10 protein-coding genes are annotated in these 12,876 nt (G+C 73.2%); 4 read left to right on the top strand and 6 right to left on the bottom strand.

The window, feature by feature from the left end; all coding sequences use genetic code 11:
* On the bottom strand, positions 1-978 hold the full coding sequence (locus EV385_RS03730; protein ID WP_130508172.1) for an aldo/keto reductase: 978 nt from the start codon (positions 976-978) through the stop codon (positions 1-3).
* A 69-nt stretch (positions 979-1,047) separates the two neighbouring features.
* On the opposite strand from EV385_RS03730, the gene EV385_RS03725 reads away from it, so the two are divergent.
* Complete coding sequence (locus EV385_RS03725) at positions 1,048-1,836, top strand: trans-aconitate 2-methyltransferase (RefSeq protein WP_130508171.1); 789 nt, start codon at positions 1,048-1,050, stop codon at positions 1,834-1,836.
* Positions 1,833-2,852, top strand: a complete 1,020-nt coding sequence (locus EV385_RS03720) for an adenosine deaminase (RefSeq protein ID WP_130508170.1) — start codon at positions 1,833-1,835, stop codon at positions 2,850-2,852. The genes EV385_RS03725 and EV385_RS03720 overlap by 4 nt, the downstream gene beginning before the upstream one ends.
* Before the next feature lie 49 nt (positions 2,853-2,901).
* On the opposite strand, the gene EV385_RS33745 is transcribed toward EV385_RS03720, so the two are convergent.
* The 4 genes from EV385_RS33745 to EV385_RS03705 all read right to left on the bottom strand — a co-directional run bounded on the left by EV385_RS33745 (position 2,902) and on the right by EV385_RS03705 (position 7,706).
* Positions 2,902-3,063 carry a hypothetical protein gene (locus EV385_RS33745; protein ID WP_165449380.1) on the bottom strand — a complete coding sequence of 54 codons (162 nt, stop codon included), beginning with the start codon at positions 3,061-3,063 and terminating at the stop codon, positions 2,902-2,904.
* Between the two features lie 68 nt (positions 3,064-3,131).
* Entirely contained in the window at positions 3,132-5,354 is a 2,223-nt protein-coding gene (locus tag EV385_RS03715) for an RICIN domain-containing protein (RefSeq protein WP_130508169.1), read from the bottom strand.
* A gap of 244 nt (positions 5,355-5,598) precedes the next feature.
* The gene (locus EV385_RS03710; RefSeq protein WP_423203100.1) at positions 5,599-6,939 is read right to left on the bottom strand and encodes a HAMP domain-containing sensor histidine kinase; all 1,341 of its coding nucleotides are present in this window, start codon (positions 6,937-6,939) and stop codon (positions 5,599-5,601) included.
* Positions 6,940-7,016: 77 nt separating this feature from the next.
* Positions 7,017-7,706, bottom strand: a complete 690-nt coding sequence (locus EV385_RS03705; RefSeq protein ID WP_130508168.1) for a response regulator transcription factor — start codon at positions 7,704-7,706, stop codon at positions 7,017-7,019.
* 254 nt (positions 7,707-7,960) lie between these two features.
* Here EV385_RS03705 and thrS point away from each other — a divergent pair, with 254 nt between their 5' ends.
* Positions 7,961-9,964, top strand: a complete 2,004-nt coding sequence (gene thrS, locus EV385_RS03700) for a threonine--tRNA ligase (protein WP_207229742.1) — start codon at positions 7,961-7,963, stop codon at positions 9,962-9,964.
* A 106-nt stretch (positions 9,965-10,070) separates the two neighbouring features.
* Entirely contained in the window at positions 10,071-10,550 is a 480-nt protein-coding gene (locus EV385_RS03695; RefSeq protein WP_130513052.1) for an HIT family protein, read from the top strand.
* Between the two features lie 27 nt (positions 10,551-10,577).
* On the opposite strand, the gene EV385_RS03690 is transcribed toward EV385_RS03695, so the two are convergent.
* Positions 10,578-12,740 (bottom strand): elongation factor G-like protein EF-G2, encoded by a 2,163-nt coding sequence (locus EV385_RS03690; protein ID WP_130508167.1) that lies wholly within the window; start codon positions 12,738-12,740, stop codon positions 10,578-10,580.
* Positions 12,741-12,876 lie beyond the last annotated feature (136 nt).

Here is a 12,876-nt window from a genome sequence, read left to right as displayed (position 1 = left end):
TCACCACCGATCGTGGACCTGGGGCCGGACGAGCTCGTCGTAGACGGCCCGTACGGCGTCGTGGGTGCTCTCGGGCAGGGGGGCCAGACCTGCGGCGGCCGCGTTGGCGCGGGCCTGTCCGGCATCGCGGGCGCCCGGGATGACCACCGTCACCGCCGGCTGGTCGATGATCCAGCGCAGGGCGAACTGCGCCATGCTCGCCCCGGCGGGCACCAGCGGGCGCAGGCGGCGTACCGCTTCCAGGCCGGTGGCGAAGTCCACACCGGCGAAGGTCTCGCCGACGTCGAAGGCCTCGCCGTGCCGGTTGAAGTTGCGGTGGTCGTCGGGCGCGAACGTGGTGTGCTCGTCGTAGCGGCCGGAGAGCAGCCCGCTGGCCAGCGGCACCCGGGCGATGATGCCGACCCCGGCCGCCGCGGCGGCGGGCAGCACCCGTTCCAGGGGCTTGAGCCGCAACGCGTTGAGGATGATCTGGACGCTGGCGACGCCGGGCCGCGCGATGGCGGTGAGGGCCTCGTCGACCCGTTCCACGCTGACGCCGTACGCCGCGACGCGCCTCTCCTGCACCAGGGTGTCCAGCGCGTCGAAGACGGCGTCCATGGCGAACACCGGCGAGGGCGGGCAGTGCAGCTGGACCAGGTCCAGGGTCTCCACGCCGAGGTTGGCGCGGGAACGGTCCGTCCAGGCCCGGAAGTTGTCCAGCGTGTACGCGGAGGGCTCCTGCGGCACGCGGCGGCCCATCTTGGTGGCGACCGTGATGCCGGGGCGGTCCTTCAGGAAGCTGCCGATGATCTGTTCGCTGCGGCCGTCGCCGTACACGTCGGCGGTGTCGAAGAACGTCACGCCCGCGTCGGCGGCCGCCTGCAGGGTGGCGTGGGCGTCCTGCTCGGTCACGCTGCCCCAGTCGGCACCGAGTTGCCAGGCGCCGAGCCCGACCACGCCGACATCTCGCCCCATCCGGGCAAAGGTCCGGGTTTCCACGTCCAGAGCCTACCCGCGAGGTGTTACCGTCATACAAAACGTACGTACGGTTTTATTGGGAGGCGCGTCATGTGGGACCCCGCCGTCTACCGCCGGTTCGGCGCCGAACGCTCCCGGCCCTTCGCCGACCTGCTGGCCCGGGTGGCCGCCGAGGCGCCGCGCGCGGTCGTCGACCTCGGCTGCGGCTCCGGCGAGTTGACCGCCACCCTCGCCCAGCGCTGGCCGTCCGCCCGGGTCACCGGCCTCGACTCCTCGCCCGAAATGATCGAGAGGGCCGTGGCCCTCGGCGCCCCGGCCGACTTCCGGGTCGCCGACGTACGGGCCTGGCGGCCCGGCCCGGACGACGACGTGGTGATCAGCAACGCCGTCCTGCAATGGGTGCCCGGGCACGACGACCTGCTGCGCCGCTGGGTCCGCGAGCTGCCCCCGGGGGCGTGGCTGGCCGTGCAGGTCCCCGGCAACTTCGACGCCCCGTCCCACCGGGCGCTGCGCGAGGTCGCCCGGTCCACGCCGTGGGCCGACCGGCTCGGCGGCCTGCTGCGCGAGGCGCCGGTCGACGACGCGCCCGGCTACGCGCGGGTGCTCACCGACGCCGGTGCCACGGTCGACGCCTGGGAGACTACGTACGTGCATCTGCTGCCCGCCGATCCCGCCGCGGCCCACCCCGTGCTGCGCTGGATGGAGGGCACCGCCCTGCGGCCGGTCCGCGCGGCCCTCGACGACGCGGCGTGGCAGGAGTTCCGCGCCGCCCTCGGCGAGCGGCTGGCTGCCGCGTACCCCGCCCGTGGCGGCCTCGTGGCCTTCCCGTTCCGTCGCGTCTTCGCCGTGGCGACCACACCCAAGGAGAGTCCACAGTGACCGAGCTGGCCTCATTCATCGCCGGCCTGCCCAAGGCCGAGCTGCACGTGCACCACGTCGGTTCGGCCTCCCCGCGCGCCGTGGCCGAGCTGGCCGCCCGGCACGAGGGCGCCACGCCCGTGCCCGCCGATCCCGCCGCGCTCGCGGACTACTTCGCGTTCCGGGACTTCGCCCACTTCATCGAGGTCTACCTCAGCGTCGTCGACCTGATCCGCGACGCCGAGGACGTACGCACCCTCACCTACGAGGTGGCCCGCGAGCTCGGCCGTCAGCAGGTCCGGTACGCCGAGCTGACGGTCACCCCGTACTCGTCCACCAGCCGGGGAATCCCCGCCGCCGAGTTCTGCGGCGCTATCGAGGACGCGCGCCGCAGCGCGGCCACCGACTTCGGCGTGCAACTGCAGTGGTGCTTCGACATCCCCGGCGAGGCCGGCCTGGCCGCCGCCGAGGAGACGCTGCGGATCGCGCTGGAACAGCGCCCGGACGGGCTGGTCAGCTTCGGTCTCGGCGGCCCCGAGGTGGGGGTGCCCCGGCCGCAGTTCAAGCCGTACTTCGACAAGGCGCGGGCGGCCGGGCTGCGCAGCGTCCCGCACGCGGGCGAGACCACGGGGCCGCAGACCGTCTGGGACGCGCTGCGCGAGCTCGGCGCCGAACGGATCGGCCACGGCATCGCCAGCGCCCAGGACCCGGCGCTGATGGCCCACCTCGCCGAGCACCAGATCACCCTGGAGGTGTGCCCCACCTCGAACGTGCGGACCCGGGCGGTCACCGACCTCGACGACCACCCGCTGCCGACCCTGGTCGCGGCGGGGGTCCCGGTCACGATCAACTCCGACGACCCGCCGATGTTCGGCACCACCCTGGAGCAGGAGTACGCGGTCGCCGCCCGCCTGCTCGGCCTCGACGAGTCCGGGGTCGCCGACCTGGCCCGCGCCGCGGTGGACGCGTCGTTCCTGCCCGCCCAGGGCAAGGCGGCGCTGCGGTCCGAGATCGACGCGTACGCGGCCGGTCACTGACCCGGCGCGGCGCCTCCCGGGCCCGCGCCCACGGGTGCGGGCCCGCGCGTCAGGAGCGGCCCGCGTACAGCGGGTCCTGCCAGACCGCCAGCACCACCACGATGCCGACGGTCAGGACCGCCACCCAGCGCACCAGGCGGCGGCGATTGAAGCGGGCCGGGTCCTCGTCCGGTTCCAGCCCCGGCTCCACGGTCACGTCCGTGTCCAGCATGGTCGTTCCCCTTCCCTCGGCGGCGGGTCCGGCGCCACCCGTCCGCTGTCGGTTCTGTGTCCGCCTGCTCAGCCCGGCACGGCCGTCCAACTCTGATGCCGGGACCCGTTGCCCTGCTGCAGCACCAGCAGCCGGTGCGCCCCGAACCGCTGGTCGCCCACGCCCACCGCCAGATCCCCGACCGTCGTACGCAGCGTGAAGCCGTAGTCGGAGGCCTGCAGCGACCAGCGCCCCGCGTCCGCCGTGCAGTCGCCCTGCACCAGCGGCGTGCCCGCCACGAGGTTGCCGTCGAGCGGCACGACGCACTTGCCCGTGGCCCGCGACTGCAGCGCGAACGTGCCACCCGAGGCCGGGACGAACTTCCACTGCTGCTGCGCGTCGCCGTCCGTGCCGCCGAGCGTGATCGGCGTGCCGCTGGCCGTGCGGGCCGCGTACAGGTCGGCGGCGCCGCCGGTCAGCGAGTTGGTCAGCACGAACCAGGTGTTCTGCGCGGGCCGGGCCGCGGGCACGGTCCGCGCGGTGCTGCGGGCGAGATAGCCGTGCTTCTCGCTGCGCACGCTCACCTGGTACGACGTGTCGGGCTTGAGCCCGATGAGCTGCGCCCGGGTCGCCGCCGTGGTCGCCACCGGCACGCCGTCCACGGCCACCTCGTAGCGGGCGTCGCGGGCGGCGGCGCTCCAAGTCAGCCGGACCGCCGTGCTGGTCGGATCGCGGATCTCCAGCACCGCCTGCACCTGCTGAGCCACGGGATCGGCGGGGGGCGCGCTACCGGACGCCCCGGCCGTGGGCGGGGCGGGCGGGGTCTCGGCGGACGGCTCGGCGCCGGGTGGCGTGCTCGCCGGAGCGCTCGGCGTGGGCTTGCCCCGGTCGTCGGGTGGGCCGTTCCCCTGCTCGCCCGGCGTGGCCGGGGCTCCGCCCGGCTTCGGGTCGGCGGGCGGCGCGGTGGTGGCCGCCGGGGAGGAGGGCGTACCGGTCGGCGCGACGGTGGTGGCGGGGGACTGTGCCGGGACCGCCCCCTCGGGCAGGTCGTCACCGCCGTCCGTGCGCAGCAGGAACTCGCTCTGCGCGACGTTCCAGTTGCGGGCCAGGTAGCTGTCCGGCTTCGGACTGGTGTGGAAGTAGTCGTCGTGGCCGCAGTCGAGGCGGTTCTCGTGCTTCTTCGGGCAGACCGTGCGGACCGGCTTGCCCGAGCGGTCCCGCCCGCACAGCAGGTCGTAGTCGTCGGTGCAGCCGCCCGCACCGCTGGCGTTGGGGGAGTCCTGCAGCACCGCGCCCAGCGTGTACGTCACCTCACGCGCCGCCATCGTGGAACTCCAGCAGCCGGAGTCCACCCGCCCGTACGAGGGGCCGCCGTTGTTGCGGTTGCCCAGACCCGGCCGCCGGTCGGCGATGTACGTGCCGATGCCGCAGTACACGTTCGCGTCCGCGAAGATCAGGTACTTGCGGTCGGTGCGGTTGTAGCCCAGCGTCTGCAGCGCGTCGATGCTCGCGGTGAAGGAGGCGAGCGCCCCCTCGGGCACCTGCACCTCCGCGACGTCCACCCGGCACTGCGGGGTGGTCACGAAGCGCACGTGCCGCGACCCGCCGGTCTCCGCCGCGCTGGCGTCGAAGATGGCGTCCACCCCGGCCGACCAGACCCGCATCGAGCCGAGGTAGTCGGGGTACCGGCTCGGCGTGCCGAACTCGTGCAGGTAGAGCACCTGGACCCGCTTGCCGGTCCGGCCGTCGCCCGCGCAGGCGACGTCGTGGCTGCCCATGACGAAGTCGGCGTCACCGGGCGCCGCGTCCGGGATCAGCGCGGGGGCGGTGGGGGTGAGCGCGCTGCCGCCCTGGTCGCGGACGATCTCGGCGTCGGCGGGCACCCGGCCCGCCTCGCGCCGCGGACCGGCCGGTTCGGGCGCCTTCTCGGTCACCGGGGGCACGCTGCGGCGTACCCGCAGCCCGGCCGGGGCCGGGTCGGGCCCGTGGGTGCAGGTCAGCTCGTCCAGCTGGTACGACCCCGCGCACAGCGAGTCCGCCGAGGCGAGCCGCAGCCCGTCGTAGATGAGGCCCTGGTCCGGCACGTCCGGCAGGGCGGCGAAGGTGATCCGTTCCCGGTTCTGCCCGTCCTCACCGTTCCAGCCGCCACCGACCACCCCGGGACCCGCCACCGCGGCGATGGCCAGCAGGCCGAGGCCGAGCGCGACCGGCAGCAGCCGGTGCGTACCCGAGCGCGTCCGCCGACGAGGGCGCACGGCAGCCAGGCGACGTCGCGCCGCCTCGCGCAGCGCGGGCCGTCGGTGCGCGGACAAAGACCCTCCTCGTGCTGCCGGAGCGCGGTGGGAGGGGGTTATGGGGTGACCACCTCCCACCGCGCGGGGGCTCGACCGGTCCGCGCTGCGAGGACGACGTGCGCCCGTCGAACCGGCAAGCCGGATGGGATCGGTTGGGATCGTGCCAGGCCTGCCGCGCCAGGGGAACGCCCTTAATAGAGATCTAAGCAAGAGTTGGTCCGTCCGGAGTGAATCGCCCAGGTCGGGCGGATCGGGCAGGTCCTCAGGTCTGCTCGGTGCGTTGCTGCGGCCATCTGCGCCGCACCGGATCTCGTTCCCGGGCCAGCCGCCCGACCAGGCCGAACCGGCTGGCCTGCTTCGGGGCGGCCTCGGCGTCGGCCAGCAGCATCACCACGCTGGCGCCGCCCAGCACGGCCCGGTCGATGCTCACCGACCCGCCGGTCGCGGTCGCCGCGCGCCGGGCGATGTCCAGCCCGAGGCCGGTGGAACCCTGCTCGCTCTCGCCGCGGCGCAGCGCCTTCTCCGGGTCGGCGATGCCCGGCCCCGCGTCGTCCACCCGCAGCGCCACCCAGCCGTCGCGGCGCGAGATGCTGACCTCGAAGTCGGTGCCCTGCGGGGTGTACCGGAAGACGTTGCCCAGCACGGCGTCGAGCGCGGCGGCCAGCTCGGCGCGGTCCACCGGCACCGGGATGCGGGTGCTGGCCCCCAGCACCCGGTGCTTCCGGTCCTGGTCGCCGGCGAGCGCGGACCAGAACACCATCCGGTCCCGGACCACCTCGCTGGCGTCGCAGAGGCCGTCCTCGGGCGCCTGCACCTGCGCGGCGACCGCCTTGCGGGTGGTGTTGATGAGCTGGTCGACCTCGCCCTCCAGGGTGGCGATGGCCTGCCGGATGCGCCGGATGCCCCGGCGGCGGTCCAGCTCGGCGGCGGAGTACTCGCCGATGTGGGTGTCGTCCGGGTCGAGCGCCTCCGCGTCGAGCCGCAGCACGGTCAGCGGGGTGCGTAGCCGGTGCGACAGGTCCGCCACCAGCTCCCGCTCCATCGTGCGGGAGGTGACCAGCCGGTCCGCCATCCGGTTGAACGCGTACCCGGCCTCGGCCAGTTCGCGCGGCCCGCTGGGCTGGATCCGGACGCCCAGGTCACCGCCGCCGACGGCCATCGCGGCCTGCACCAGGTTGCGCACGGACGCCACCGCGCCGCGGGCCAGCCGGTCCACCACGATCACCGAACCGACCACCAGGCCGAGCGCGATACCCAGCAGGATCCACCAGTCCCGGGCGGTGTTCTGGCCCAGCTCGGCGTCGGGCACGAACACCTCGACCACGGAGGTCTTGTCACCGACCGTGACCGGCTGAAGGCGGACGACTCCGCCGTCGACGTCCTCGGTGAGGCTGCGCCGGCCGGTCGCGGCGGCGCGGACGTCGTCGGCGGCCGCGCGGCCTGCGCCGGTGCCGCCGGGCGCGTGCACGACCGGGGTGCCGCCCGCCGCGTCGATCGCGGCCTGCAACTCCCGGCGGCTCGCACCGGCCACGAGCGCACCGGCCACGGTCGCGCTGCGCTGGTCGGCGGCCGACAGGGCCTGTACGCGGTGGTCGTCGCGCAGTTCCCAGCCGAGCGGGATGAGGAACGCGAGGGCGGCGACGGCGGTGGTGGCGGCGCTGACGTACGCCAGCCGCGCCCTCAGTCCGGGGCCACCAACCGGAATCCGACCCCCCGCACGGTGCGCAGGTAGCGAGGTTTCGCCGCGGATTCGCCCAGTTTCCGGCGTAGCCAGTACAGATGCACGTCGATCGTCTGGTCTTCCCCGACGGATGGCTGTCGCCATACCTCCTCCAACAGCTCACGACGCGAGACCACCCGGCCCGGGCGGGCGGCGAGATACGCCAGCAGGTCGAACTCCTTGCGGGTCAGCGCCAGCGGAGTGTCACCGAGCGTGGCGCTGCGCTCCCCGACGTCCACGCGCAGCTCGCCGACCTCGTGCACGGCGGGCTGCGCGGTGCGGCTGGCCCGGCCCACCCGGCGCAGCACCGTGGTGATGCGCGCGTCGAGGTGGGCTCCGGTGAACGGTTTGACCATGTAGTCGTCCGCGCCGGCGCGCAGCAGCCGCACCACGGTCTGCTCGTCGTCGCGGGCGGTGGCGATGATGATGGGTACGTCGGTGATGCCGCGCAGCATCCGCAGCGCGTCCGAGCCGTCCAGATCAGGTAACCCCAGGTCGAGCACGACCAGGTCGGGTGTTTCGGCGGCGACCCGGCGCAGGGCGTCCAGCGCCGTACCGACGGCGTGCACGGCGTGGCCCCGGTCGGCCAGCGACCGCAGCATCGCGCCGCGCACGACGTGGTCGTCCTCGACGAGCAACACCGTGGCCATGCCGAGCACCGTACTGCCACCGGCACGTAACTCCTAAATGGTGATGCAGGGGAATATCACGATGACACAGAGTCACGAAAGCGGGGGGTCGGAACGGGGCGCCGAGGTCCTGGGGCGGGCTTTTCCGGCATTGGCCGGGCGCACCGGAAATCCGGTGGCCGCGTCGGTTCCGAGGTGCGCAAATGGAACCACTAGCATCGGGAACGGCCCGCAATCGGCGGGCCGGTACACCACCGGCGAAAAGGAGAAAGACCGTGTCTGCACCCCGTACCCATGCCGTGGCCGACCCCGTCGTCGTCCCGGCCGGGACGACGGCGGGCGACGCGGTGGCCGCCGCGGGCCTGCCCGCCTCCGGCCCCAAGGCGATCGTGGTGGTGCGCGACGCCGACGGCCGGCTGCGCGACCTCGACTGGGCCCCGGACGCTCCCGCACAGGTGGAGCCGGTGTCGATGGACTCACCCGACGGGCTGAACGTGCTGCGGCACTCCGCCGCCCACGTGCTGGCCCAGGCCGTGCAGGACATCTTCCCGGAGGCGAAGCTCGGCATCGGCCCGCCCATCCACGACGGCTTCTACTACGACTTCGACGTGGCCAAGCCGTTCCAGCCCGACGACCTGGCGAAGCTCGAAAAGCGGATGCAGGAGATCGTCAAGGCCGGGCAGCTGTTCCGCCGCCGCCGCTACGACTCGCTGGACGAGGCCAAGGCGGAGCTGGCGAACGAGCCGTTCAAGCTGGAACTGGTCGATCTCAAGGGTGACGTCGAGGACGACGAGGTGATGGAGGTCGGCGGCGGCGAGCTGACCGTCTACGACAACATCGACCCGAAGTCCGGCGACCGGGTCTGGGGCGACCTGTGCCGGGGCCCGCACCTGCCCTCGACCCGGCTGATCCCGGCGGTCAAGCTGATGCGCTCGGCCGCCGCCTACTGGCGCGGCAGCGAGAAGAACCCCCAACTGCAGCGGGTGTACGGCACCGCGTGGCCGAGCCGCGACGAGCTGAAGGCGTACCTGAACCGGCTGGCCGAGGCGGAGCGGCGCGACCACCGGCGCCTCGGCGCCGAACTGGACCTGTTCTCGTTCCCCGACGAGATCGGCTCCGGCCTCCCGGTGTTCCACCCCAAGGGCGGGGTGATCAAGCGGGAGATGGAGGACTACGTCCGGGCCCGCCACATCCAGGAGGGCTTCCAGTACGTCGGCACCCCGCACATCAGCAAGGAGGGGCTGTTCCACACCTCCGGGCACCTGCCGTACTACGCCGACACGATGTTCCCGCCGATCCCGTTCGAGGGCGCGGACTACTACCTCAAGGCCATGAACTGCCCGATGCACAACCTGATCTTCCGCTCGCGCGGGCGGTCGTACCGGGAGCTGCCGCTGCGGCTGTTCGAGTTCGGGTCGGTGTACCGGTACGAGAAGTCCGGGGTGGTGCACGGCCTGACCCGGGTGCGCGGCCTGACCCAGGACGACTCCCACTCGTACGTCACCGCGGAGCAGGCCCCTGGCGAGATCAAGCACCTGCTGGACTTCGTGCTGTCGCTGCTGCGCGACTTCGGCCTGGACGACTTCTACCTGGAGCTGTCCACCCGCGACCCGAAGAGCGACAAGTTCATCGGTACGGACGAGCAGTGGGAGGTGGCCACCGCGGTGCTGGAGCGGGTCGCCACCGACAGCGGCCTGGAGCTGGTGGCCGACCCGGGCGGCGCCGCGTTCTACGGACCGAAGATCTCCGTGCAGGCTCGCGACGCGATCGGCCGTACCTGGCAGATGTCGACGATCCAGTACGACTTCAACCAGCCGGCCGGCTTCAACCTGGAGTACCAGGCCGCGGACGGGTCCCGGCAGCAGCCCGTAATGATCCACTCGGCGAAGTTCGGCTCGATCGAGCGGTTCTTCGGCGTCCTCGTGGAGCACTACGCGGGGGCGTTCCCGGCCTGGCTGGCGCCGGTGCAGGTGGTCGGCATCCCGATCCGCGACGACCACGCCGACTACCTGGAGCAGTTCGCGGCCAGGCTGCGGGCCGAGGGCATCCGGGCCGAGGTGGACCACTCCACCGACCGCATGCAGAAGAAGATCCGCACCGCCCAGCAGCAGAAGATCCCGTTCATGGCGATCGCGGGCGACGACGACGTCAGCGGCGGCACGGTCTCGTTCCGCTACCGCGACGGCTCGCAGCGCAACGGCGTGCCGCTCGACGAGGCGGTCGCGCACGTCGCCGAGGTGGTGCGCTCCCGGGTCAACACCGGGCCGTCCGCGGCCTGAGGCGGCCCGCGCCCGCTCGTCCACTACGCCTAGGATCACAGGCGTGGTGGACGAGCGGCGCGGGCAGGATCCGGACGGGCTGGAGCGGCTCTGGACGCCGCACCGGATGACGTACATCTCGGGGGAGGACCGGCCGGAGGGCGGGTACGAGCAGCCGTCGGGCTGCCCGTTCTGTCTCGCGCCGGGGCGCGCCGAGCCGGACAGCCTGGTGGTGGCGCGCGGCGAGAAGGTCTTCGCGGTGCTCAACCTGTACCCGTACAACCCGGGGCACCTGATGGTGTGCCCGTACCGGCACGTCGCCGACTACACCGAGCTGGACGCGGCCGAGACGGTCGAGCTGGCCGAGTTCACCCAGCGGGCGATGCGGGTGATCCGCAGTGCCAGCCGCCCGCACGGGTTCAACCTGGGCATGAACCAGGGCGCGGTCGCGGGTGCGGGCATCGCCGCACACCTGCACCAGCACGTGGTGCCGCGCTGGGGTGGCGACGCCAACTTCATGCCGGTGATCGGGCGCACCAAGGTGCTGCCCCAGCTGCTGGCCGACACCCGGGAGATGCTGGCGAAGGCGTGGCCCGAGGTCGCCTGAGGGCCCCGGGCCGGTCGTCGGGAGCGGTCAGCGGCTGGCCACGGCCTCCTTGCGGACGGCCTCGGCCAGGTGAGCGGGCATCGGCTCATGCCGCACGTACGTACGGGAGAAGGTGCCCGCCCCGGAGGTGATCGCGCGCAGCTCCACCGCGTACCGGATCAGCTCGGTGGCCGGGACCTCGGCCCGCACGAGGCTGTAGCCGGTGTCGTCGTCGCTCTCGCTGCCCATCGGGCGGCCCCGGCGGCCGGACAGGTCGCTCATCACCGCGCCGACGTACGTCTCCGGCACCCGCACGACGATCTCGTCGACCGGTTCGAGCAGGGTCATCTGGCCGGCCTCCGCGGCCTCCTTCAGCGCCATCGAGCCCGCCGTCTGGAACGCCGCGTCGGACGAGTCGACGCTGTGCGCCTTGCCGTCGAACAGCGTGACCCGCAGGTCCACCACGGGGTAGCCGGCGACGAGGCCGCGCTCCAGCTGTGCGCGTACCCCCTTCTCCACCGACGGGATGTAGTTGTGCGGCACCGCGCCGCCCACCACCTTGTCGACGAACTCGAAGCCCGAACCGCGCGGCAGCGGCTCCACCTCGATGTCGCAGACCGCGTACTGGCCGTGGCCGCCGGACTGCTTGACGTGGCGGCCGTGGCCCTTGGCGGCCGCGCCGAAGGTCTCCCGCAGTGACACCTTGACCGGCTCGGTGTCCAGCTCGACGCCGCCCGCGCGCAGCCGCTCCAGCACCACGTCGGCGTGCGACTCGCCCATGCACCACAGCACGAGCTGGTGGGTGTCGGCGTTGCGTTCCAGGCGCAGGGTCGGGTCGCCGGCGACCAGCCGGGCCAGGTTCTTGGCCAGGGCGTCCTCGTCGGAGCGGGACTTGGCCACCACGGCGATCGGCAGCAGCGGCTCCGGCATCCGCCACGGCGCCATCAGCAGCGGCTGGTCCTTGCCGGAGAGGGTGTCGCCGGTCTCGGCGCTGCCGGACTTGGTGATCGCGCACAGGTCCCCGGCCACGCACGCGGAGACCTCGCGCAGCTGGGCGCCGAGCGGGGAGTAGATGTGCGCGATGCGCTCGTCGGCGTCGTGGTCCGGGTGGCCGCGCTCGGCCATGCCGTGCCCGGAGACGTGCACGGTCTGCTCCGGGCGCAGGGTGCCGGAGAAGACGCGGACCAGCGAGACCCGCCCGACGTGCCGGTCGATGGTCGTCTTGACCACCTCGGCGACCAGTGGGCCGTCCGGGTCGCAGGTCAGCGGCGTACGCGGGGAACCGTCCACCCCGGTCACCGCGGGCAGGTCGTGTTCCAGCGGGGTCGGCGCGCTGGTGACCAGCGTGTCCAGCAGCGCGTCGAGGCCTACCCCGGTCTGGGCGCACACCGGGATGACGGGGTAGAAGTGGCCGCGGGCCACCGCCTTCTCCAGGTCGGGGATCAGTACGTCCTGGCCGACCGGCTCGCCGCCGAGGTAGCGGTCCATCAGGGTCTCGTCCTCGCTCTCGGCGATGATCCCCTCGATGAGCGTGTTGCGGTCCTCCTCGACCGGGGCGAGGTGCTCGGGCTCGGCGTCGCGCGCCTGCGGCGGGTAGCCCGCCGAGTAGTCCAGCACCCGCAGTGTCACCAGGCCCAGCAGGCCCGCGACCGACTGGCCGTCGTCGGCCAGCATCGGCTGGTAGAGCGGCATGACGTTGTCGCCGAACGCCTCCTGGCAGCGCTCCAGGGTGCCGTCGTAGTCGGCGCGCGGATGGTCCAGCCGGGTGATCGCCACGGCGCGGGGCATGCCGACCGCGGCGCACTCCTCCCAGAGCGCGGTGGTGGCGTCGTCCACGCCGTCCACCGCGGAGACGACGAAGAGCGCGGCGTCCGCGGCCCGCAGGCCGGCGCGCAGCTCCCCGACGAAGTCGGCGAACCCGGGGGTGTCCAGCAAGTTGATTTTGACGTCGTCGTGCACCAGCGGGGCACACGCGAGGGAGACGGACCGTTGCTGGCGTACGGCCGCCGGATCGTGATCGCACACCGTGGTGCCCTCGGTCACCGAACCGGGCCGGGGAATCGTGCCGGACGCGGCGAGCAGCGCCTCCGCCAGCGTCGTCTTCCCGGAACCGGAGTGGCCCACCAGCACCACGTTACGAACTCTGCCGGGCTCGGTAACCACCGGCGCGGCAGCGCCGGCGAGCCCCCTCTCCGAAGTCTTCTGCGCCATGGCAGCGCACCTCCGTTTCAGAAGAGTTACGACGCTGTTCTTGGATCCCACACCCTGCGCAGTCGTGACCGCAACCCCCAGTAGTCGCCGGCGGCGCCACCATGACGATACGGCCAACGGGTGACCTGGGCCGTAC

It is taken from the genome of Krasilnikovia cinnamomea (assembly GCF_004217545.1).
GTDB classification, from domain to species: domain Bacteria; phylum Actinomycetota; class Actinomycetes; order Mycobacteriales; family Micromonosporaceae; genus Actinoplanes; species Actinoplanes cinnamomeus.
The sequence above is the reverse complement of the archived record's forward strand: the minus strand, read 5'-3'. Positions and strand labels throughout refer to the sequence as shown.